The sequence below is a fragment of the Sphingomonas sp. TREG-RG-20F-R18-01 genome (genome assembly GCF_022662475.1).
GTDB lineage: Bacteria > Pseudomonadota > Alphaproteobacteria > Sphingomonadales > Sphingomonadaceae > Sphingomonas.
In genome coordinates, this window is the sequence record NZ_JAKNQQ010000008.1 from 1 (window position 1) to 22,802 (window position 22,802).

The 22,802-nt window shown below is 66.9% G+C and carries 16 protein-coding genes; 7 read left to right on the forward strand and 9 right to left on the reverse strand.

The window, feature by feature from the left end; genetic code table 11:
• Positions 1-53: 53 nt before the first annotated feature.
• Positions 54-602, reverse strand: a complete 549-nt coding sequence (locus L8K25_RS17755) for a GNAT family protein (RefSeq protein WP_242140329.1) — start codon at positions 600-602, stop codon at positions 54-56.
• Between the two features lie 124 nt (positions 603-726).
• On the opposite strand from L8K25_RS17755, the gene L8K25_RS17760 reads away from it, so the two are divergent.
• Complete coding sequence (locus tag L8K25_RS17760) at positions 727-1,017, forward strand: hypothetical protein (RefSeq protein WP_242140330.1); 291 nt, start codon at positions 727-729, stop codon at positions 1,015-1,017.
• Here L8K25_RS17760 and L8K25_RS17765 read toward each other — a convergent pair whose 3' ends face one another.
• Positions 1,018-1,653 (reverse strand): tail fiber protein, encoded by a 636-nt coding sequence (locus tag L8K25_RS17765; RefSeq protein WP_242140331.1) that lies wholly within the window; start codon positions 1,651-1,653, stop codon positions 1,018-1,020.
• 334 nt (positions 1,654-1,987) lie between these two features.
• Between L8K25_RS17765 and L8K25_RS17770 the strand changes: the two genes are divergently transcribed.
• Positions 1,988-8,992, forward strand: coding sequence for an autotransporter domain-containing protein (locus L8K25_RS17770; RefSeq protein ID WP_242140332.1), 7,005 nt, complete (start codon positions 1,988-1,990; stop codon positions 8,990-8,992).
• A 328-nt stretch (positions 8,993-9,320) separates the two neighbouring features.
• Here the strand turns inward: L8K25_RS17770 and L8K25_RS17775 are convergent, their stop codons facing one another.
• Positions 9,321-10,223 carry an AraC family transcriptional regulator gene (locus tag L8K25_RS17775; RefSeq protein WP_242140333.1) on the reverse strand — a complete coding sequence of 301 codons (903 nt, stop codon included), beginning with the start codon at positions 10,221-10,223 and terminating at the stop codon, positions 9,321-9,323.
• 91 nt (positions 10,224-10,314) lie between these two features.
• Between L8K25_RS17775 and L8K25_RS17780 the strand changes: the two genes are divergently transcribed.
• Genes L8K25_RS17780 through L8K25_RS17790 form a run of 3 tightly spaced genes read left to right on the forward strand, consistent with a single transcriptional unit; the run spans position 10,315 to position 12,603 of the window.
• Positions 10,315-11,163: a hypothetical protein gene (locus L8K25_RS17780; protein ID WP_242140334.1), complete on the forward strand. Its 849-nt coding sequence runs from the start codon at positions 10,315-10,317 to the stop codon at positions 11,161-11,163.
• Positions 11,136-11,579, forward strand: coding sequence for a hypothetical protein (locus tag L8K25_RS17785; RefSeq protein WP_242140335.1), 444 nt, complete (start codon positions 11,136-11,138; stop codon positions 11,577-11,579). The genes L8K25_RS17780 and L8K25_RS17785 overlap by 28 nt, the downstream gene beginning before the upstream one ends.
• Before the next feature lie 37 nt (positions 11,580-11,616).
• Complete coding sequence (locus tag L8K25_RS17790) at positions 11,617-12,603, forward strand: amidohydrolase family protein (RefSeq protein ID WP_242140336.1); 987 nt, start codon at positions 11,617-11,619, stop codon at positions 12,601-12,603.
• Between the two features lie 204 nt (positions 12,604-12,807).
• Here L8K25_RS17790 and L8K25_RS17795 read toward each other — a convergent pair whose 3' ends face one another.
• The 6 genes from L8K25_RS17795 to L8K25_RS17820 all read right to left on the reverse strand — a co-directional run bounded on the left by L8K25_RS17795 (position 12,808) and on the right by L8K25_RS17820 (position 20,689).
• Positions 12,808-13,461, reverse strand: a complete 654-nt coding sequence (locus L8K25_RS17795; RefSeq protein WP_242140337.1) for a DUF6445 family protein — start codon at positions 13,459-13,461, stop codon at positions 12,808-12,810.
• On the reverse strand, positions 13,458-14,198 hold the full coding sequence (locus L8K25_RS17800) for a SapC family protein (RefSeq protein ID WP_242140338.1): 741 nt from the start codon (positions 14,196-14,198) through the stop codon (positions 13,458-13,460). Before L8K25_RS17800 ends, L8K25_RS17795 begins: the two co-directional genes overlap by 4 nt.
• Before the next feature lie 40 nt (positions 14,199-14,238).
• Positions 14,239-15,795, reverse strand: coding sequence for a tryptophan halogenase family protein (locus L8K25_RS17805; RefSeq protein WP_242140339.1), 1,557 nt, complete (start codon positions 15,793-15,795; stop codon positions 14,239-14,241).
• A gap of 76 nt (positions 15,796-15,871) precedes the next feature.
• The gene (locus L8K25_RS17810) at positions 15,872-19,051 is read right to left on the reverse strand and encodes a TonB-dependent receptor (protein WP_242140340.1); all 3,180 of its coding nucleotides are present in this window, start codon (positions 19,049-19,051) and stop codon (positions 15,872-15,874) included.
• 124 nt (positions 19,052-19,175) lie between these two features.
• The gene (locus tag L8K25_RS17815) at positions 19,176-20,141 is read right to left on the reverse strand and encodes a FecR domain-containing protein (RefSeq protein WP_242140341.1); all 966 of its coding nucleotides are present in this window, start codon (positions 20,139-20,141) and stop codon (positions 19,176-19,178) included.
• Positions 20,138-20,689 carry a sigma-70 family RNA polymerase sigma factor gene (locus L8K25_RS17820; RefSeq protein ID WP_242140342.1) on the reverse strand — a complete coding sequence of 184 codons (552 nt, stop codon included), beginning with the start codon at positions 20,687-20,689 and terminating at the stop codon, positions 20,138-20,140. The genes L8K25_RS17815 and L8K25_RS17820 overlap by 4 nt, the downstream gene beginning before the upstream one ends.
• 401 nt (positions 20,690-21,090) lie before the next feature.
• Between L8K25_RS17820 and L8K25_RS17825 the strand changes: the two genes are divergently transcribed.
• Positions 21,091-22,209, forward strand: coding sequence for a metallophosphoesterase (locus L8K25_RS17825; RefSeq protein ID WP_242140343.1), 1,119 nt, complete (start codon positions 21,091-21,093; stop codon positions 22,207-22,209).
• A gap of 142 nt (positions 22,210-22,351) precedes the next feature.
• Complete coding sequence (locus tag L8K25_RS17830) at positions 22,352-22,798, forward strand: DMT family transporter (protein WP_242140344.1); 447 nt, start codon at positions 22,352-22,354, stop codon at positions 22,796-22,798.
• Positions 22,799-22,802: the final 4 nt, after the last annotated feature.

Here is a 22,802-nt window from a genome sequence, read left to right on the forward strand (position 1 = left end):
AAGTCGCTCTTTGCTGCCCCCGCTCATCGCGAAAGCACGTCGCCTATCCGCGGTTACGGTGTCCAGCACAGACGCGCGTGCGTGGAGAAGTGGGACGGCACTCGTCGGAAACCCATGCGCGCATACAGCCGGATCGCACCCGGGTTATCGCGCGCTACGTGCAACCCCACGGAATCCGCCGATGCCACTGCGCCCGCGCGCTGGACCCAGCGGATCAGCGCCGTTCCGCGTCCCCGCCCGCGTTCGATCGCGACAAGCGACAGTTCGATCAGATGCCAGTCGCGGGAACTCCGGTCGAGCGATAGCCGCCCGATCGACACCCAGGCCCCGTCCGGCTCGATCCGGTCGACCACCCAATAGTCTGCGGTGGAATATGCGCGGAGGTAATGCGTATGCTGCAACCGGAACTGATCCGTGATGAACGCCTCCTGGCGACACTGTGGCCACGAGCACCCCTGCAATTCCGGGGCGCGGACGCTGCCGTAAAGTGCCAGCAGGAACGGCAGATCGACGCGCCGCGCGAGGCGTAGCCGCAGGTTTTCGGGCAGGCATGCCTTCGGTGCAGCCGGCAAACCAGTTGGGAAGGCAGCGAGATCGCGCATCACGCGATTTCGACCAACCCTTGCCGGCAATCGTATCCGTTATCGCGCAGTCTGCTTCTGGCAAGACCGCCTGTACGGATAGAAGCGATCGGACTGGTCCCTCCCGCACCGAGGATAGTACCGAATGTTTGTTGTGAAACCGGAAGACTTCGAACCCTGGGTAGGCCGACGGGTCCGCGTGGACACCGCGCCCGCGCCGATCGACTTGCTCCTTGCCAGGATCGAGCGGATGCCGCCGATCGTCGGTGCCGATTTCCGTGAACCGTTTTCGATGCTGTTCGAAGGATCATGGCCGGTGCTGCTGCTGGATGCGACCTATCGGTTCGACTGCGGTCGCGGCGGTCCCCATGCCTTCCACGTGACACAACTCCTCCCGCAGGGACGTACGCGACGGTATCAGGCGATCTTCACCTAGTCAGGGCTGTTCGGGCCAGATGCCCACGGAGGCGATGATCGTGGTCACCGCCAGGAATGGCGGCATTGTCGCGATCGGCCCGGAGCCGCCGGTCGGCGCGATCGTCACCACGCCTCCGCCGCTGGTCACGCTGCCTTGCAAGCCGGCCAGACTGACCGGGACCGCGCCTGGCTGCGTCGCGCTCGCAGCGGGAACGTACAACACCGGCGTGGTGTCCTGCTCCGCCGTAGAACCGAGGAAACAACCGTTCGTCGGGGTGGCCACTTCCTGAGCCCGAGGAACCCCCGCAATGGCGGTCAGCGTTCCGTTGAAGGCGCCGCTGGAGGACGGGGTGAAAGCGGCACTATGGGTGTGCGCGGGCAATTGCGCGGTAGTGAGCGCGACGACTTCGGCACCGCCTGAGCCACCTGCCGCGCGCGGGGTCAGCCCTGGCCCCGTGCCAGTCCCGATGAACGTCCGGCCCCGAGCGTCCGGAAGGCAGAAAGTGTTGGGCGGGGTGCCGCCAAAGCTGTTTCCGAGCAATGCGTACAGCGCCTGGTTCTGGTTCACCGGAAGCGGCGCTCCGTTGCAGGTGAGCCAGTTGATCGGTGCATACCGAAACCCGACCTGCATGATTTGCCCAATAAACGGATCCATAAGCTCCTCCTTGGTAATTCAAGACACTACACTTCAGGCGCGGTGCAAAAAAACGGAGTAAAGACGCATTCGGACCGGGTATCAAAATGACCCGAACCGGCGGATGCGACTAAACTCAGCGCTTTACCTATTGCGATCTCCATATTTGAAGTATTGCCAGTACATGAGAGTACCTCGGTTATGGCGCGATCTACTGGTAGATTTTTCGGTTTGTAGGAATTGCCGGAAAATCCAGCCTGACGGCAGAGCGGGCGGAGCGTGACCTAGCCAAGCGGGGGCGTGGATGCGGGGGGGCGGCGGGCATCGGTTACTCAGGAGCGTTGTCGACGGATCGTTGCGCGTCGCTCGCGGCGTTTTCGCAGCGGCGCTGGCAGCGGCCTTGCTGCACCCTGCCGCGGTGATGGCGCAGAGTAGCGGGTGCTCGGCGGTCAATGCCGGCCTGCTCGATTTTCACGCTGTCCTCGTGAGCAACGACGCGAACCAGCCGGGCACGACCAGCGGCGTCCACAACACATCGGGCGCGCTTTCGATGATGCGGACGACCACCTCCTATACGGACAATATCGCCGGTTCGACGGGATTCGTGCCCGATGCCGCCACCACCTACAGCTTCACGACGGGGGATCGTCTCGAATTCACCGCGAACGTCTCCGCAATCAGCGTCCTGGATCCCGCCCGGATTCGCTTCCGCGCCGGATTGAGCACCGGGAACGGCGCGTTTCAACCCGTCCCGGCGCGTGCCGACGCAACGGCCACGGGGACGTTCACCGGCTTTTACGTCATTCCGAGCGGCCTGCGCGCGATCGGCATGTCGGTCGATTCCCCGAACGGCAGCCACGTGACCGCGAGTATCTCCGTCATCTGTATCCCCTTTGCCGCCCCGACCCCGACACTGGCCGTTTCGATGACCCACACCGGCACCCCAGCGCAGGGCGGCACCGTCGACTACACGATCGTCCCGAGCGTGACCGGCGCGGCGACCAGCGGGGCATTGACGCTCGCCTTCACCTTGCCGAGCGGGCTGAGCTACGCCTCGGGGACGGGCACAGGCTGGAACTGCACGTCAGCCTCCTGCACCTACGGTACCACGATTGCCACGGGGGCGAGCGGCAATCCCCTGACGCTGCGCGCGAACGTCGCGGCCACCGCTGCCACCGGCCTGACGCCGAGCGTCTCGCTGACCGGTGGGGGCGCCTCCATTGCCGCCACCGCAACCAATCCGACCACCATCGCCCAGGTGGCCGCGTCGGTGACCATCGCCGGGGGCGATACCCAGACGGCGACCGTCGGCACGGCCTTTGCAACGCCGCTCAGCGTCACCGTCCGCGACGCGGCGAACGTTGCGATCCCCGATGCATCGGTTACATTTACCGCGCCCGCTTCGGGCGCGAGCGGTACCTTTGCCAACGCGAGCACCGCGGTTCTGGTCAACGCCTCGGGGGCGGGCGTTGCCAGTTCGGGGACGTTCACCGCGAATGCGATCGCCGGGGCCTATGTGGTCTCCGCCACCGCGGGCACGGCGTCTGCCACCTTTGCGCTGACCAACACCGCCGCGACCGCGGTGCCCACGGTCACTGGCATCGCTCCGGCATCGGGCCCTTTGACAGGCGGCGGTTCGGTGGTGATCACCGGCACCGCTCTGACCGGCGCTACGGACGTTCATTTCGGGTCGACCCCCGCCAACCGATTTACCGTCGACAGCGCAACGCAGATTACCGCCACCGCCCCCGCCGCAAGCGCGGGCGTGGTGGACGTGACCGTCGCCACCCCGGGCGGCACCAGCGCGACGAACGTTGCAACCCGGTTCACGTACGCGCAGTCCCCGCCCACACCGACGATCACCGCGACGCCGCTGGCGCTGTCGAACAGCGCAAGTGCCACCTTCCAGTTCACGCTCGCCGCTGGAACCGCGGAGTGCGCGATCGACACGGGCAGTTTCGCGGCGTGCGTAAGTCCGGTGTCGTTCAGTGGCCTGGCGGACGGACCGCATGTCTTCCAGGTCCGCGCGTCGAACAACGGGCTGACCAGTTCGCCGGCCTCCCATAGCTGGTCGATCGATACCACGCCGCCCGCCGCTCCCGTGGTCGGCACCCCCGCGACCGGGTCCAGCCGCGTGGTGACGCTGCGCAGCGTTGCCGGGACGGCGGAAGCAGCCACGACGGTCACGATTTACCTCGATGGCACGGCGGATGGAACTGCCACGGCTGACGGGTCGGGCCAGTGGACATATACGCTCGCTAGTCTGACCCCGGGTGCGCACACCGTGACGGCGCGCAGTACCGATGCTGCCGGCAACGCCTCGCCCGAGTCCGCGACCCGCAGCTTCACCGCGGCGGCAGTGCTCACCGCGACCCAGGCGGTGTCGAGCGTGGCGGCGACTACCAACGTTGCCCTCACAGCGGTGCAGCCAGTCACCACGAGCGGCGGCCTTGCACCGGTGGGTTATGCGCTCAGTGGTGGCACCCTGCCGGATGGCCTGGCATTCGACACCACGACCGGCCGGCTGTCCGGCACGCCGACCGTGCCTCTGGCGGCGGCGACCTTCACCGTCACCGCAACCGACGCGCTCAGCCAGACGGCTTCGCAGACGTTCAGCCTGAGCGTCGGCACGGCGAGCCAGACGATCACCTTCACCTCGACCGCGCCGTCCGCTGCGATCGTCGGCGGCGCGAGCTATACTCCGGCGGCGACCGCGACCTCGGGTCTGCCGGTCGCCTTTACGATCGATCCTTCCAGCAGCGCGATCTGCACCCTTTCGGGGGGGCACGTCAGTTTTACGGCCGCCGGGACATGCCGGGTCAACGCGGACCAGTCGGGCAACGCCGCCTATGCCGCCGCGGCGCAGATGTCGCAGAGCTTCGCGGTCGGCGCGGCGAGCCAGACGATCGGTTTCACCTCGACCGCGCCGGTCGGGGCGGTGGTCGGGGGAGCAACCTATACCCCCACCGCGACTGCGACATCCGGCTTGCCGATCGCGTTTACGATCGACGTCTTGAGCAGTGCGGTGTGCGCGATCGGCGCGGGCGTCGTGCGCTTTACCGGGACCGGCACGTGCCGGATCGATGCCGACCAGCCTGGCAACGCTGGGTATGCTGCGGCGCCGCAGGTCCAGCAAAGCTTCGCCGTCGGAGCAGCAAGCCAGACGATCAGCTTCACGACACTCGCCCCTGGCAACGCAAAGGTGGGCGGCACGCCGTATAGCCCGTCGGCGATTGCAACGTCGGGCCTTCCGGTAACCCTGACGATCGACCCGACCAGCAGCGCGGTATGCGCGCTTTCAGGGGGCAGCGTTCGTTTCCAAGGGAGCGGGACGTGCCTGATCGACGCCGATCAGGGAGGCAATGCGGGATATGCCGCCGCCCTGCAAGTCCGGCAGAGCATTACCGTCGGCAAGGGTGACCAGACGATCAGCTTTGCCGGATTGTCCGGGGCATCGCTCTCCGCCTCTCCGCTGATGCTCTCGGCAACCGCTGGTTCGGGGTTGACCGTCCCATTCTCAAGCGAAACGACCGGCGTCTGCACGGTCGCGGGAACCACGCTCACGCTGGTTGCGCAAGGCACCTGCACCATTGCCGCCGACCAGCCCGGCGACACCAACTGGAACGCCGCGCCGACCGTGCGCCGCAGCTTTACCGTACTGCCGGCGACGCTTTCGTTGACGCCCGGACACGGCACGGCCGCGGTGGTCGGCGCGTCCTTCAGCCAGGCCAATACGGTGACGGGCGGCGTCGCGCCATATCACTTCACTCTGGCGAGCGGGACGCTGCCGGAGGGTACAAGCCTCGATTCCGCGACCGGGACGGTAAACGGCACGCTCACCCACGCCGGAGCATTCAGCTACACCGTTTCCGTGACCGACTCCGCCAGCCCGCCGACGACGGCAAGCGGCGGCGGCGTTGCGGGCGGGACCGTCGCCAAGGGGAGTCAGACGCTCGGCTTCACGTCCACGCCACCGTCCCCGGCGGTGGTCGGCGGGACCTATACGGTCGTTGCGCTATCCTCGGCCAGTTTGACGCCCGCTTATGCGATCGCCCCTGCCGGCGCCGGCGTGTGCACCCTCGCCGGGGCGACGGTGACGTTCGCAGCGCCCGGAAATTGCCTGATCTATGCGGACCAGCCGGGAACGCGCGATTACGACGCCGCGCCACAGATCAGCCAAACGGTGACGGTTCTCGCCGCACCGACCGCAGCCGACCGCACCGAAACCGTCCCCTATGCCAGTACGGGTACGACAATCGACCTCGGATCCAGCATCGGCGGGGGCGGGCACACCGGAATCGCGATCGTGTCACCACCCGGGCATGGCACCGCGAGCTTAGCGGGCGACCGGGTCACCTACACACCAGCCACCGGATATTTTGGATCGGACAGTTTTACTTACAGCGCGACCGGCCCGGGCGGGACATCATCCCCCGCGACGGTGCGCGTGACCGTTGCCACGCCCGCGGCCCCGGGCTCGGCAGGCGGTACCCTCGACGTGGGGTATGACAGCACCGGGCAGGCGATCCCGCTCCAGCCGAGCGGGGTCTACACCGAGCTCGCGATCGCCACCGCGCCGACCAAGGGCAGCGTGACGATCAGCGGTACGACCGCGACCTATGTTCCGACGCACGGCAGCTACGGTGCGGACAGCTTCAGCTATACCGCGACCGGCCCCGGCGGCACTTCCGCGCCCGCCACGATCAGCGTCACGATCGCGCTGCCCGCCGCTCCGGGCGCGACCGGGAGCACGGCGGCGGTCGCGTATGACAGCACGGGGCAGGCGATCCCGCTCCAGCCCAGCGGCGTCTACACCGCCCTTGCGATCGCCACCGCGCCGACCAAGGGCAGCGTGACGATCAGCGGTACGACCGCGACCTATGTCCCGACGCACGGCAACTACGGCGCGGACAGCTTCAGCTATACCGCGACCGGCCCCGGCGGCACTTCCGCGCCCGCCACGATCAGCGTCACGATCGCGCTGCCCGCCGCCCCGGGCGCGACCGGGAGCACGGCGGCGGTCGCGTATGACAGCACGGGGCAGGCGATCCCGCTCCAGCCCAGCGGTGTCTTTACCGGCGTTGCTCTTGCGACACCGCCGACCAAGGGGACGGTCACCATCGCCGGTACGATCGCGACCTATGTTCCCACCCCGGGAAGCTACGGTGCAGACAGTTTCACGTATATCGCGACCGGCCCCGGGGGCACGTCCACGCCCGCCACCGTCGGCGTGACGATCGAGACGCCCGCCGCGCCCGGTACGGCGGCGATCGCCGCGGCGGTTGCCTATGGCAGCACCGGTCAGGCGATCGCCCTGCAACCGAGCGGCGTCTTTGCCAGTGTCGCGCTCGCGACCGCGCCGACCAAGGGGTCGGTGACCATCACCGGCACGACCGCGCGCTACGTTCCGGCCGCAGGAAGCTATGGTGCGGACAGCTTCACCTATACCGCGACCGGGCCCGGAGGGACCTCCGCGCCCGCAACCGTCAGCGTGACGATCGCCACGCCGCCGCCGCCGACCGCCGCGCCCGTCAACGTCGCGGCGTCGGGCACCACCGTCGAAGGCGGCGCAAGCGTGGGGATCGACCTCGCCAGGCTCGTCTCCGGGACGTTCGCGACGATCGAGATTGCCACGCCCCCGACGCACGGCAGCGTGACCTTGCGCGCCCCCCCGGCCGCAGCCGTGAGCACGGCGCGGGCCACCGGCGACGTGGGTATTCTCGCGGTCGCGGACTGGACCGCCGTCTATACGCCCCAGGCGGGGTTTGCCGGCACCGACAGTTTCCAGTTCGTCGCGGTTGGTCCGGGGGGACGATCGCCCCCCGCAACCGTCGCGATCACCGTCACCGGACAGGCCCCGACCGTGCAGGCCAAGACCGCCAGTATCGGCGATGCACAGACGGTCTCGATCGATCTCAGCGAAGGCGCGATCGGCGCGCCGTTCACTGCGGCAACGATCGACTCGATCACGCCGGACGATGCGGCGACCGGCCGCATCGTCCAGGGCGGCAGCGCCGCGCAACCGAGCTACCGCCTCGATCTCACCACCCGGGCGCATTACGGGGGGACGGTGATCGTGCGCTATCGGCTCGGCAACGCCTTTGGCCTGTCCGCCCCCGCCGCGGTGACCGTCACCGTCACCGCACGCCCGGACCCGTCCGCCGACCCCGTCGTGCGCGCGATCGCCGATGCCCAAGCCGAAACCGCGCGCCGCTTCGCGCGGACTCAAGTGTCGAATTTCATGACTCGCGCCCAGCAACTCCATCATGGCGGCGGCGCGACCAACCCGCTCGGCATCGCGGTTACCCTGCGGGACGCGGTGCTGTCCCCGCGCGGAACGAACCCGTCGGCGCAGGACCCGACGTTCTCACCGGCCGACCGCAACCGATACGTTTCCAGGACCGAGGCCGATGCCGCCTTGCCCGGGCGACCGATCGGCAGGGCGCGGAGCGAGGATCAATCCGCCGACCCTGGCGCTGCCGCGTCGCGCCCGCGGGCGGAAGCGTCGACCGTCGGCTCGCGCGCGATCGGCAGCGTCGCGGTGTGGACCGGGGGATCGATCGAGATCGGTACGCTCGATCGGCAGTCGGCGCGCGCGAAGATCACGCTCGCGAGCGGCGGTCTGTCTAGCGGCGCGGATCTCCGGATCGCGGACTGGGCCACGCTTGGGCTGGGCGGTGGCTATGGCAGCGACGTCAGCCGGATCGACGGCGAGGCGGCGCGCGTCCGCAGTGAAACCAAGGTGCTTGCCGCTTATGGCAGCTTCGCGCCGATCGACGGGGCGTTCGTCGATGTGATGATCGGGCACGGCAGCCTCGACTATGCAACGCGCCGCGCGGTTGCGGCGACGGGGGAGGTCGCGCTGGGCCGACGCGATGGTACCATGACTTTCGGCGCAGCGTCGGCGGGGCTGGACCGTGCGGATGACCGGCTGCGATGGTCGGCCTATGGTCGGTTCGAATGGCTGGATGGCACGCTCGATTCCTATGCCGAGACGGGAGCGACGCGCTATGCGCTGCGGTTCGATGCGCGGCATGTGCGATCGCTGACCGGCGTGGTGGGGGGGCGCTTCGAAATGACGCAGGACCTCGGTTTCGCCGCGATAAGCCCGCGGATCGCGGCGGAGTGGCTTCATGAATTCGAGGCTGCCGGGGTGCAGGCGCTGGACTATGCCGATTTTACCGGGGCATCGACCTATCGGATTCGCGGCATCGGCTGGCAGCGGGAGCAATATCAGCTCACGATCGGAAGCCGCCTCCGCTTGATGACGCAGTGGATGATCGACACCGAGATCGGCCTGCGCGGCGCGTCCGGCGAGCGCGCAGCACAGGCGCGGTTGCGGATCAGCAAACAGTTCTGATGCACGCCGCGGACGATCGACGTCCTGGCAAAGAAGGCGCGCGCCCCCTTTATCTTGCATGAGTGGGGGGCGCGATCCTAACCCGATGAGGGGCCAGCGTGGGCCGTGCGCCGTTCCGCAGACCGTCCGTCACGCGCTGATGGTCGACGTTCAATCAACGGGCTCATCCCTATTGGACGGCAGCAGGAAGCATTCGGCAGCCATGCGCCTGCCCGCGAACTGGGGTGAACCGTCGGACGTTGCCGATGCCAGGCCAGCAAGGTGAAACGACCGGGACGGGTGGTGCTAGCCCGGTCGGGAGCGCGACCTGCAGTGACGCGAGGACCGTTCACGCCTTGCGAAGCTGGCCCGGCGACACTCCCGTGATCCGGCGGAACGCCGCGCCGAATGCACTTTCGGAACCATAGCCCAAATCACGGGCGACGCTCGCGATCGGCACTCCACGCGCGAGCCGGTCGGTGGCAAGCACCATCCGCCAACGCGCCAGATAGGCGATCGCCGGCTCTCCGCACGTTTCGGCAAACCGTTGCGCAAAGCCCGACCGCGACAGGCCCGCGCGTTTCGCCAGCGCTTCCAGCGTCCAGCGCGCGCCCGGGTCGGCGTGGATCGCTTCGATCGCGCGCGCGAGCTGTGGATCGGCGAGCGCCGCCAGCCAGGTTCCGCTGCGCTGCTCCGCGCTCGCGAGATGCAGCCGCAGCGCCTCGACCAGAAGAGTCTGCGACAGATGCTCGGCGATGAGCCGCCCGCCCGGGCGCGGCGTCCGCAGCTCGGCCATCAGGCGGTCGACCAGCCACACCAGCCCCGACGCGTCCGCCCCCGCCCCCAGCCGCACCACGGGCGGCAGCGCGTGCAACAAGGAGTCGGTCGCCGACCCCGCCATTTCGAAATAGCCGCCCAGACCGCTGCACTCACGGCTGTCCCCGAACACCGCCGTATCGCCCGACGCGGTGGTGAAGAAGCGGTTCAGGTCGACTTGCGGCGCATCGAGGCGACTGCCCATGGTCAGCCCTTGCCCATGCGGCACCAACATAAAGTCGCCCTCCACCAGCCGGACCGGCGGGGCACCGTCGATCCACAAGCCGCACGCGCCCAGACGCAGGGCATAGCAGCGCACCACCGGTTGCGGCGGCAGGCACAGCGCCCAGTCCCCGCCAATATCGAGGCCGCGAAAGCCATAAGCGCGCGGACGCAGCACCTGCAGCAGGTCAGAAAGCGGATCGGCGGTCGTCATGGACGATCGCTACAGCATTACGGCCGATCGAGGATAGCAGGTCCAGTACATCCGCTCCATCTGAGCCAGCGGATCATCAGGGGCACAGACCATGACGCATATTTCCGTTTCGCTGCTCGACCCGGTCGGGGCGGTGACGCTGGTCGGCCTCGCGATGCTGGCGCTGGTTCCGCTGGGCGCGGTGTGGATGCTGCTAGACCGGCGCACGATCGGGCGCGAACGGGTCGCGCTCAAGCCAACCAAGTTCGCGCTGTCGATCGCGGTCTACCTGCTGACCATCGGATGGATGCTGACTTATGTCCGCCCCGAGCGGCTCGGGTCGGGCCTGATCCGGCTAATCGTCTGGGGGCTGCTGGTCAGCGTTGCGCTCGAGTTTCTGTGCATCGCGGCCCAGGCCGTGCGCGGACGCCGGTCGCATTTCAATCGCGCGACCCCGCTCGACGGCGCGATTTCAGTGGGGATGGGCGTGCTGACGGTCCCGTTCGTCGGCCTGCTGCTGCCGCTTGCCTGGGAGATCGCGGCGCGCCCGCGCGTCGACGCAACGCCCGTGATGGCCGCGGCGATCATCGCGGGGCTGGTGCTGACCCTTGTGCTGGGCGCGTTGACCGGCGTTGGCATGGCGCGCAACAGCCTGGCGCTGGCCGAGGCGGCCGGGCGCGGCGCTCGGATGACGCCGGACGAACGTCGCCGGACGGGTCTCCGGCTGCGCCTTGCCCATTTCTGCGGCATTCATGCGCTCCAGGCCATCCCGTTGATCGCCGCCGTGGCGGCGCGCTTCGCGGGCCAAGCCGCCGCGCCGCTGCTCGTGGCGGGGACGGTCGGCTATACGGCCGTCACGCTGGCCCTGCTGTTCCCTCGCGTCTTTCCCAGAGCGTGGCCGGTACTCAATACCGTGCGCGCCACGACGCGCTGGTGGCGGGGGTCGACCATGTCGTCGTGATGCTCGGCGATCAGGCGTTGCGGCTGCACATGTGGATCGACACCGCGTTCGTACGGCGGCTCGTCCCCGTGATGCGCCGGCAGGGCGCCCGGCGGATCCTGTATCAGGCGGGGGATTGCGCCGACCGCGTGATGGCGATCTTTTCGCCCGCGGTGTGGCTGCCCCGCAATACGCTGGCGCGATCGTATATCGGGCAGCACCGCGACAACGAGTCAGTCACGGCGTTCCTCGCGACCGAGGCGAACGATCTCCAATGGATCGGTCACCGTGCCGGAATCTCCTCCGACGGCCTGTCGAAGGGCAGCCTTCAGCGATCGGCGCGGACGTTCAACGTGGCGACGTTTCGCGATTATGGCTATCGGACCGTGACCGACCGGGCGGCGGTACACACGGCGGACTTCAGCCGGTATGGCTAGCGGATCGTGCCCGTCTCTCCGTCCGGAAAGCAGATCCATGCGCTTGATTGCGATCGAAGAACATATCCTCCCGCAAGACGTGCGCGAGGCGTGGAGCGCCGCGCCGCTGCCGCATGATCCGGTGTCCGCCTTTGCGGATGGCGGCGAAAATGGCGCCCGCCTGGCCGATCTCGGCGAAGGCCGCCTCGCGCTGATGGACGAACAGGGGGTCGACGTGCAGGTCCTGTCGCTCACCACGCCCGGGCTCCACAATCTGGCGCCCGATGTCGCGGTCGACCTGGCGTGCCGCGTCAACGACCGGATCGCGGAGGCCTGCACGCGCCACCCCGATCGCTTCCAGGGTTTCGCGGCGCTGCCGACACCCGATCCGGAGGCCGCGCCGCGCGAGCTCGAGCGCGCGGTCCGCGACCTCGGGCTGAAGGGCGCGCTCCTGTGCGGCCGGACGCGCGACCGGCACCTCGACCATCCCGCCTTCCGCCCGATGCTGGCCAAGGCCGCCGAACTGCGCGTGCCGCTGTTCATCCATCCGCAGACCCCGCTCCCCGCGGTACGGGACGCGAACTATGCCGGAATCAGCCCGCGCGCCGACCTCGCGCTCGCCGCCTTCGGGCTCGGCTGGCATTATGAGGCCGGGCTGCAATGGGTCCGCATGGCGGCGGCGGGCGTGTTCGATGAACTCCCCGATCTGCAGATCATCCTCGGCCATTGGGGAGAGGTGGTGCTGTTCTATCTGGAACGGATTTCGTCCGTCTTCGAGCGCGCGCTCGACCTGCAACGTCCGCTCGCTGCCTATGCGCGCGACAATCTGTATGTGACCGGCAGCGGTATGTGGAGCGAAACCTATCTGCAGCGCTGTCTCGAGATCGTCGGGCCGGAGCGACTGCTGTTCTCCACCGACTTTCCCTATCAGTATCGCGAAGGCGGGGCGCCGCGCCGGTTCCTCGAGGACAGCGCGCTGGACGATGCCACGCGCGAGGGATTTGCGCATCGCAATTGGGAACGGTTGACCGGCTGCGGTGGGTGACGCAACCGGGTCTTGGCAGGCATTCACCGGGCGCTATCCTTTCGGAACAGACCATCGCGGTCGCAACCGTGACGATCGCGTTGGGTCGATGGAAGGCGTTGGAGGCCGCCAGCGGCTATGCCTCGGTCACGTGCTGCCGTGACCTCGGCCGGTTTCTCCAGCGGCATTCCTGGGGTTCGAAAATCCGCGAGACGGCATTCGGCCTCACGCCTGCAACAGCGCCGTCAGGGTCCATCGCTGCGACCGCATGGGTCCGTCGCGAGCAGTCGCCCCAAGATCACCGGCATGCAGGCAGTTCGCGGGGTACAGGATCAGCCGATTGAATCGGAGGTCGGCATGCCCGATGCGGTCGAACCCGGCGGTGCGCTCATCGGGGTACTGCGCTTCCGGCAGACCGTACAAATTGCGGTCGCGCGTGAGTCCCTGCCGCCATGCGGATGCGCGGCTGGCGTCGATTCGTTCATAGCCCGTGCCGCGGTGGCGGTAGAAGCCGGTTCCGCAATGCGGCGGCTCGCACAGATAATGGACTGCCGCCATCATCTTGGGGTCCGTTGTGTCGAAGTGCGGGATCCGCTGGATCGGCGCGAGCCCGGCGGGATCATCGATCGCGATGGCAAAGGTGGCGCGCACGACGGTCAGTTTGCGCGTGGCGTCGGTCGCCAGCGCGACCTGCTCGAGCCATGCGGCGTAGCCTGCGGGTGCCGGCGCGCGGACGCCGGGATAATAATCGCCCGCATCGCGCTGGAACGGCTGCGTGGCGATCGCGGTCTGCAGGGTTTCGGGCTGTGGATGCGCGGCGTCGATGACGTAGAGCGGTACCGCTTCCTGCCCCATGAGCCGAACGGGGTGAACGATCACCCAGCGCGTCCTGCCGGTTGAACGCCGGGGGCGAACCACGCCGCCTCGTCCGCGATCCTGCGGTTCTTGCGCCGCACCAGACCGGCGACCTGCTCCAGCGACAGGAGGATCGCCGCAAGATCGAGCGCCAGGTCGAAGTCGGCCAGCATCCCATGCTGCCGCGAAAGCGCGCGCTGATCGATGCCATAGAGCCCCGACGGTGTGCAGTGCGTTCCATTGTCGAACGCGACGTCGAGCGTGATCTCGATCACCAGCTTGAGCGATACCGCCAGCGCGATCAGTGCCTGCGTTGGTTCCTGCCCCCGTGCGAGTTCGCCGAGCATCGCTTGCACCTGCGCAATATAGCGGCTGTCGCTGCCGTCGGCCTCGACGATCGCGCAGGTGCCTGCCGGATCCAGCGCGGGGCTTTCGAGATCGACGCAGATCACCCCTGCCATCGCGTCCTCGCCCCCGATGTAGAAAGGCTGGCGCCGGATGTTGAGCGGGACATAGCCCGTATCGAGCGTGCTGCCGTCCCAATACAGGTTCTCGTGCGGTTCGAGGCCCATCAGCGCGGCAAGGTGAAATTGGCCGGTTTCGCCGTCCTTGACGAAGAACAGGGGGTAATGGGCCGCGGCCTTGCGGATCTCGCTGCGGACGATCCGGACGAGATGGACCGTAGCCGCCGTCGCCGCCGCCCGGGACGGATCGATCCGCAGACCGGCATGATGTTCGCGCGACAGTTGCACCAGGTTCACGGCAGGTCTTTCCTTGGAACGAAACGGGTCGCGGCGCGCGTCAAACCGGCTGGAAGCGGTGCTGAGCGAGCGTATCGAGCAGCGCACGGTTGGTTGGCATGGTCGCGGCCAACCGTCGCTTGAGCGCGGTGGTGCGATCGAACGCATCGCGCGCGGCATCCGGGTCGCGAAGCGTTGCCGCCGCGAACCGCGGATCCGTGCGAAAGCCCATGCCGTACAGCACATATTGATAGCTCGCCGCCGGGAACATCTCGTGCGCGCTCGAAAAGTCCTGCTCGCCTGGAGGCGCGTGACGCCACAGTTCGAGCTGGTCCTGCAACGCCTGCGGGATCGTCGCGGGGTCGCGATTATCACGCCAGAAGGCGGTGTCGTCGCGTTCGCTCAGCATGTAATGCAGCTTGAGGAATTCGATGATCCGTTCCCAGCGATACAGCGTCATCGTGTTGAAGCGCCGCGCGACGATCTCCATCGCGCTGCGCGTCGCGGGCATCGACGCGGCGATATAGTCCGCCGACAGTTCGATCAGTACGAGCGCGGACGCCTCGAGCGGTTCGAGGAACCCTGCCGCCAGCCCGACCGCGACGCAATTGCGTTTCCAGAAGGTCTCGCGATGCCCCGAGCGGATCGTGATCTCGCGCGGCGACAGGTGGTCGAACGCGGGGCCGACATAGGCGGCAAGCTCGGCCTCGACCGAACTGCCGCCCGCGTGGGCGCTCGAATAGACATAGCCGACCCCGCGCCGGTTCTGCAGGCCGATATCCCAGATCCAGCCGTGCTTCTGCCCGGTCGAGACGGTATGCGAGACGATCGGCGCGCCCGCGTCGTCATAGGGCACCTGCACCGCGAGCGCGCGATCGATGAACAGCACGTCGTTGCAATCGCGGAACGGCACGCCCAGCGTCTCGCCCAGCAGCAACGACGAGAAGCCGCTGCAATCGACGAACAGGTCCGCGGTGATCGCGCCGTGTTCGCGGGTGACGACGGCGGCGATGTCGCCATCGTCCGCTTGCTCCACCGCGATCACCTCGTCGATGACGTGCCGGACGCCGAGCTTCGTCACGCAATGTTCCGCCATGAAGTCGGCGAAGCGGACCGCGTCGAGGTGATAGGCATAATTGGCGACCCCGCCATATTCGGGCGATGTGATCAGCTTGGGCGCCAGGTCGCGCTCGCACAGCGCCTCCTGGAAACAGACCGCATCCGAGAAGGAGGCCGTCGCGGGATCGTCTCGCATCTGCGCGTTCCAATAGGGGGCGAGGTCGAGCGAAGGGAAGCCTTCGGGCAGGACGAGCGGGTGGTAGTAAAAATTGTCCGGCGATTGCGTCCGCCATCCCGCGAATTTCGCGCCCTGCTTGAACGACGCGTTGCAGAAGCGGAGGAAATCCGTTTCCGAAACGCCGACTTTGCGCAGCGTGTTGCGCATCGTCGGCCAGGTCCCTTCGCCAACCCCGACGATCCCGATCCGGCGGCTTTCGACCAGCGTGACGCTGAGCCCGCCGCCGTCCGGCGTGCAGTGCCGCGCGGCGATCAACGCGGCGGTCAGCCACCCGGCCGACCCGCCGCCGACGATGCACACGGAGGAGACGGGTGTGTTCATGTCGGTCATCGCGGGAGAGGATGACATGGGACCGGGCGCGAAGAAAGCCCGGTCCGGTCACAGTACGATGGCCGCATCAGAAGTTGACGCGCACGCCGCTCTTGAAGCGCCGCCCGGTGTCTTCGGCGTAAAGGAACTGGCTGGTGTAATAGGCGTATTTCAGCGCCTTCGAATTGGTCAGGTTGACCGCTTCGAAGAAGACCGAGACATGTTTGTTGATGCGATAGATCAGGCTCGCGTCGACCTGCGAATAGGCACGAACCTGGGTGACCGCCTGGCCTGCGCCGTTGAGGGGCGGGGGTGCCAGATACTGAAGGAAATGGTCGCGCCAGTTATACGCGACACGCGCCTCGATCCCGTGCTTGTCGTAGAACAGCACGGCGTTGGCCGAGTTCGAGAGCCCGGTCAGCGCGAACTTGTTGGTCAGGTCCTGTGGGTTGAGCTTGCGATTGGAGTGGACCAGCGTCCCGTTGATCTGGAAACCGAAGCCGGTGTCCCACAGGTTTTGCTGCCACGCCGCTTCGAGGCCGGTGACCGTTGCGCTCTGCCCGTTGACCGGCGCGGTGATCGTGAATTGCGCGGGCAGGTTCGTCACCGGATCGAGCAGCGAGCCGCCGGTCGCATTGAGGACCGGGCCGCTCGTCTGGTTGAGCACGATGAAGTCGTTGACGTTCTTGAAATAGCCACCGAGCGAGATGTAGTTCGACTGGCCGAAATAATATTCGAGCGATAGGTCGAGATTGTTCGACTTGAACGGCTTCAGATCGGCATTCCCGCGGCTTGCGGCGAAATTGCCCGGGCGCAGCGTCACGAGCGTCGTCACCGGCGACAATTGCTCGAGCGTCGGCCGCGTGATCGTCTGCGAAGTGGCAAAGCGTGCGGTGAGCTTGTCGGTCAGGTCCCAGCGGAACGCGAGGTTGGGCAGGATGTCGGTATAGCTGGCATGGCCGACCGTGCGCGTCGTGCCCGATGAGGCGGAGCCATATTGCGTCTGGTCGTTGGCGAGCGTCACCAGCGCGGTGTAGGCCGTCGCCAGACCGTTGACGTTGGTCGCTGTATTTTCGACCCGTACGCCTGCGACCAACGAGAAAGGCCGATCCGCCAGCGCGCCGCGGAACTCTGTCTCGAGGTAGCCGCCGAGCACGCGCTCGGTGACCACGGTGTCGTTGACCAGCGGTGGCGCGAAGGTGAAATTGGGGTTGGTCGCGCGCTGCTGCTGCGTGATGGCGGCGAACAGGGCATCGCCGTCGAAGGTCTGCCACTGGGTCGGCAGCCGGTTCGACCCGCTGACCCCCGACAGGAACCCGCTGCCGGCATCGAACACCGAGATCGGCACCCCCGATGGTGCCGGCAGGTTGTAGCCACAGGTCGTGCATCCGGTCCCGCCGTCGTTCGAATAGAGCGAGGTGTCCTTGCGATCGTGCGAGTAATAGCCACCCCAACTGGCCTTGATCAGACCTTCGGCATCATCGCTCTTGTAGCTGAAGTCGGTCCGCACCTGGCCGACCTCGTCCTTTATGCCAAAGCCCCGGAGCAGCATGACGTGCTGGCATAGCGGCTGCCCGGCCCCGACCGTGTTGCCACTCGCGGGCGTGCCGGAATTGCTGACTGCCGACCCGCACGGGCTGGCGGGTGTGGCGAAGCTTGGCAACGTCTCGACGGTATACGGCAGCGTCGATCCGTCAGACCGATAGCGTTCCGATCCTGTGAGATAGCCGAGCAGCGCGAGATACGCCTGCCGGCCGCCATTCGGCTCTTCCTTCGCGACCGACCAGGTGCCGTCGACGCTGACCGAAAGCTGTGGCGTGATCTTATATTCCGCGTTGAGCCCGACCGCATAGGTGTTGGTGCGCTTGTCGAACTTCTTGTCGTGGAAATCGCTCGCGATGCCGCTGGACTGGGTGAGATCGGTTGCGGTGCCGTTGGCGTCGGTGGTCACGCCGGTCAGGTTCGATGCAGTGAACCAATGGCCGTAGGAGCGCGCGTCGGTGGTGTTGGTGAAACGGGTGTAGAGCCCGTCCGCGGTTACGGTCAGGTCGTCGCTCGGGCGATATTGCAGTACCAGCGTGCCGCCGATCCGCTCGCGATCTTCCCTCGTGACGCGCGAGTCGAAATTCTGCGGGATGAAGAGATTGCCCTGCGGGTTCGAGCTGCTGACCGTTCCGCGGCCGCCATTCACCTGCGCGGCCGGAACACCGGGATTGACGAGCCAGCCATCGGTCTGCGCCTCGTTCAGCTTGGTGAAGCGATGCTGGTAGCTGCCGCTCAGCAAGACGCCGAAGCGGCCGTCGGCGAACGTATCACTGAGCAGGAAGGATGCGTCGGGCGCGCCCTTCTCGGCGTTGCCATCGTAATTGCCGTCGGCCGCCGCGAACAGCTTGAAGCCCTTGTAATCGAACGGGCGCGCGGTCTTGATGTTGACGGTCGAGCCGACCCCACCCGACTGGTAGCGCGCAGTCGACGATTTGTAGACCTCGACTCCCGCGACGAGTTCGGAGGCGAGCGTGTCGAACGAAAAGGCGCGGCCAGATGCCTGGCTCGGATCGGTCGGCGTCGCGAGCTGGCGGCCGTTGATCAACACCGTGTTGAATTCGGGCCCGAACCCGCGCACCGTAATGAACGCGCCTTCACCGCCCGACCGGTCGATCGAGACGCCGGTGATGCGTTGGAGCGATTCCGCGAGGTTGGTGTCGGGCAGCTTGCCGATATCCTGGGTCGATATCGCATCGACGATTCCGGAGGCGCTCCGCTTGATCCCACGCGCGTTGCTCAGGCTGGCGCGCAACCCGACCACGACGATGTCGGATCCGCCGTCGGCCTGCGGGGCCGGGGCATCCGTCGGGGCAGGATCCTGCACGGCCGCCGCCGCTGGTGCTGGGCGATCCTCCTGCGGTGCGCGGACCGTCACCATCGCCGCCGGCACGGTGCCGAGCCGCGCCGTGGCGGGCGCCTGCGGCACGACGGCATAGGTGTGCGGGCCGATCAGTCGGGCGACCAGCCCTGTCCCTTCGAGCAGTTGGGTAAGTGCGTCCGACACGCTCATGTCGCCATGGACGGCGTGCGTACGCTTGTCCTGCGTGACCTTGCGCGCGGCAATGATCTGCACGTCGCCCTGACGACCGAGCAGTCCGATCGCGGTCTCGGCGGATTGCGCGTCGACCGCAAACTGCTTGGCCTGCGCAAATGCGGGTGTAGCAGCCACACACAGCAGTGCCGTCGATGTATAGAGCGCGTGACGGATCGAAATCCCGACCATCTGGTATCCCCCCCTAGAGCCTGTTTTCAACAGATCGTTTGTGTCTGTATTCCCCCATGAGACGCGGCCGGGAGCAAACCTTCCAAATTATTTCCGCAATCGACCGGCTGTTCGCGGCGGGTCGTCAGCGGGTGATGCGGATCGTGTCGGGAGCGGCGTCGACGACCGTGGCGTTCAGACTGACTTTCACCGCGAGCGCAAACCCTTCGGGGTCGTTGATGCGGAATACGCCATCGAGTTTCTCGCCAGCGAGCTGCGGATCGGACACGACGATCTTGCGCGCATTGTAGCGATTGAATTCTTCGGCGGCGGTGGCGAGCGTATCCCCCTCGAGGTCGATCATGCCGCCGCGCCATGCCAGCGCACGATCCACCGCGGATGCCCGATCGGCCTCCAACCGGACCGCCGCCTGCGCATCGACGAACGCGCGTTGCCCTGCAATCAGGCGGGTCGCGGGGATGACCTTGGCGGTATCTGCGTGGCGCGTCTCGACCGTGCCGTCCGTGACCAGGATCTCGACCCCGGTCGTGCGGACACGCACTGAAAAGGCGGTGCCGAGCGCTTGTGCCGTGACGCCCGCTGCGGTCACCACGAACGGTCGCGCGGGGTCATGCGCCACCTCGAACCATGCTTCGCCCTGCACCAGCGCAATCTGACGTGTGTGCGCGTCGATCCGAACGGTCAGCGCGCTGGCCGAATTGATCGTCATGGTCGACCCGTCGGCGAGGGGCACGCGGCGGATCTCGCCGAGATTGGTAACGTAGCGCGTCTCGGGTGCGAAGATCCTGGTCGTGCCGATCACTCCGGCGACGATCGTTGCGGCAAGGCCGGCGAGAACGTTGCGCCGTCGCCAGAACGGCCGGACGACCGCGGGCAGATCATCGCACGTCGCTGCGGATCCGGCGGGGATCAACGCCAGGTCGGCCGCCGCCCACGCTGCCTGGGTCCGCAACAACAGCCCGGCGCGGGTCGCGTCCAGTGCCAGCCACGCAGCAAGCGCAGCCTCGTCCGTCGCATCCCAGCGGCCCGAGTCCATCCGCGCGACCCAGCTGGCCGCTTCGTCCTCGATCGTTTCGAACGGCCCGGTCATCGCTGGCTTCGCGCTCCGTGTTCGGCAAGGTCCAGCCGCATGCCGGCGCGGCGCTCTGCGAGGTTCCAGGCGTCGCGCACCGCGCGCACGCCGACCCAGATCTGCTTCTCGACCGCCTTTTCGGTCATTCCGAGATGGTCTGCGATCTCGCGATGCGACCAGCCCTCGATCTTGCGCAACTCGACGATCCGTCGACAACGCGCCGGGAGGTTGGCGATCAGTTCCACCATCCTGTCATATGCCAGATGGCTTCCCGCCTGTTCCTCCGGGGAAGGCGTCGCATCGTCGCGATACGCTTCAATCTCGGCGAACGCCTCGAACGATACGATTCGTTGCCGTTTGAGCCGGCGCAGCAAGAGATTGCGCGCGATGGAAAAGAAATAGGCTGCCGGGCTGTCGATATGATCGACCGCCTTCAGCATTGCGATGCGACAGTAGGCTTCCTGAATCACGTCGTCGATATCCTCCGGCGAAAGGCGCGCGCGCTGGAACCAGGCGCGAACCCGGCCCTCGTGCGGCATGATTTCGCGCGCCACCCAAACGGCCATGTGGCGGCGACGTGCAAGCTCCCCTTCTGGCCACCTTTCCGTAGCATCCTCCCCTGTGCGGATACGTGCGGGCGTATTTCTCGCCTCTCTGATCCCCTTAGAGACATGATGCGCTCAAACCCCTCTCCGGCAAAGCGACGAACCGTTGGTATTACGAATGTCCGGTGACCGACCGCCGTTTTTTGTGCTGAACCGAAACTGAACCAGACCGTTCACGCCACGGCGACTTGCCAGCGCATAGAGGGCTGCCGTGCCAATCGGGCGCCGGACTGCATTGATCTACAAGCGTAAAGAGTGAGTGTGATGGCAAGTGCCGCGATATCGTCCCATGCCGTCGTCGACCCCATCTTCCCGCCCGGGGCGCGCCTCGCGTATGCAGGCTGCGGCAACGGTGAATCGGCATGAGCAAAACCGTCACCTGGGTGCATGTCGGCGATTTGCATATGGACGAAGCCGACGGCTTGCTGAGCAAGACCCGGTTGCAAGCGACGGTCGCGGAGATCAACACGTGGGTCGGTGCCGCGGCAGACTTCGTCTTCCTGCCGGGAGACAATGCGAATCACGCGACGCCGGCGCAATATGCGCATATCCTGGAAGCGCTGGAACCGCTGGGTCTTCCCTGGCGGGCGATCGCGGGTGACCACGATTTCGAGCCCGGGGATCTCGCGCATTACGAAGCGGCCTTTCCCGCGGCCAATCGTCCGGAAGTGGAAGTCATCGCCGGGCACCGGTGCATCTTCCTGGACATGATTTCGGCGGGCGCGGGCGGCCCGGACTTCCGACTGACGATGCACCATCGCAACCGCCTGTTCGAGGAACTGGCGCGCGCCGAGGCGGAGCGCCAGACCCCGATCGTCTTCATGCACGGCTATCCCGGCGACCTTGCCGCAGACGGAGACGTTATCGCGCGGACATTGGCAGACGCGCGCGTCGCCTTTGTCGATACCGGGCACACGCATTACAACGAACTGCTCAACGATGGCCGGGTCGTTTATGGCGCGACCCGCTCGACCGGCCAGATCGAGGAGGATGACGGCCAGCCCGGTTATGCGATCGTCACCGTTCATGACCGCGTACCGAGCTGGCGGTTCAAGACGTTGGGGTCGCCGTGGCCCTTCGTCCAGATCGTGGCGCCGTCGGACTATCGCATGGTCACGCGCCCGGCCGACCCGCAACAGGTGCCTCGCCCGGGGACGGTAGAGATCGTGGCCAAGGTTTATGGCCACACCGACCAGCCCGCGTCGCTGCGCTTCGCCGACACGGAGTGGGCGATGACCGGTCCTGACGAGGCCGGACTGGTTCGCGTGGCCGTCACGCTTCCGGCGGGGCTCCACCGATTGACCGTGGCGTGTGGTACGGACCAGGACAGCGTGTCCGTGCTCGTGCGGGATGTCGACGACATTCCCCGCCGCGGCGTTCCGGTTGCACCCGGACGCGACATCCACTCCGTGGGACCATGGCCCGAACACGGGATTGCGGGAACGCAACTCGGCCCCAACAAGAACGGGCGACGTTGGTGATGCCGGCATCGGACGCAACGCCGGATCCGCGCCGTGTTCTCGGTTGCCGGCATGCGGCCGGCCGCGCGCGTGAGCGTTCCTGCAGCGGGCGCGGGGTAGCCCCGCCTCGATATTCCATTCCCCCGTTGAAAAGGAGACGATCATGAATGCTGCCTGGGCCTATCCCTTCATTTTCGCCGCCGGTATCTTGCAAGCCGCCGGGGCCGCCATGGGCGGCCAGCTCAACAAGTCGCTGGTGAACCCGTGGCTGGCGACTTCCATTTCGTTCATGCTGGTGCTCTTCCTGACGTCTGCCCTATTTGCCTGTATGCCGCGGCCCTTGCCCACGGTCGGGGATCTCGCGTCCATGCCGTGGTGGGCACCGCTCGGTGGCATCGTGGGCGCGGTTGCGGTCTTCGCGGGGTTCCTGATGATCCAGAAGCTCGGCGCCGGGCCGGTCAACGGCATCACGATCACCGCCAATATTCTTGCGAGCCTGGCGATCGATCATTTCGGGCTGTTGCGCATGGAACAGCATGCCATGAACCCGATGCGCTTCCTCGGCGCTGCATTGATGATTGGCGGCGTGACGCTGATCGCCAAATTCTGAAGCA

Coding starts and splice junctions, on each gene's coding strand:
- L8K25_RS17805 (WP_242140339.1), bottom strand. CDS start 15,795: ATGAACACACCCGTCTCCTCCGTGTGCATCGTCGGCGGCGGGTCGGCC.
- L8K25_RS17775 (WP_242140333.1), bottom strand. CDS start 10,223: ATGACGACCGCCGATCCGCTTTCTGACCTGCTGCAGGTGCTGCGTCCG.
- L8K25_RS17760 (WP_242140330.1), top strand. CDS start 727: ATGTTTGTTGTGAAACCGGAAGACTTCGAACCCTGGGTAGGCCGACGG.
- L8K25_RS17755 (WP_242140329.1), bottom strand. CDS start 602: ATGCGCGATCTCGCTGCCTTCCCAACTGGTTTGCCGGCTGCACCGAAG.
- L8K25_RS17815 (WP_242140341.1), bottom strand. CDS start 20,141: ATGACCGGGCCGTTCGAAACGATCGAGGACGAAGCGGCCAGCTGGGTC.
- L8K25_RS17820 (WP_242140342.1), bottom strand. CDS start 20,689: ATGGCCGTTTGGGTGGCGCGCGAAATCATGCCGCACGAGGGCCGGGTT.
- L8K25_RS17790 (WP_242140336.1), top strand. CDS start 11,617: ATGCGCTTGATTGCGATCGAAGAACATATCCTCCCGCAAGACGTGCGC.
- L8K25_RS17780 (WP_242140334.1), top strand. CDS start 10,315: ATGACGCATATTTCCGTTTCGCTGCTCGACCCGGTCGGGGCGGTGACG.
- L8K25_RS17825 (WP_242140343.1), top strand. CDS start 21,091: ATGAGCAAAACCGTCACCTGGGTGCATGTCGGCGATTTGCATATGGAC.
- L8K25_RS17830 (WP_242140344.1), top strand. CDS start 22,352: ATGAATGCTGCCTGGGCCTATCCCTTCATTTTCGCCGCCGGTATCTTG.
- L8K25_RS17810 (WP_242140340.1), bottom strand. CDS start 19,051: ATGGTCGGGATTTCGATCCGTCACGCGCTCTATACATCGACGGCACTG.
- L8K25_RS17765 (WP_242140331.1), bottom strand. CDS start 1,653: ATGGATCCGTTTATTGGGCAAATCATGCAGGTCGGGTTTCGGTATGCA.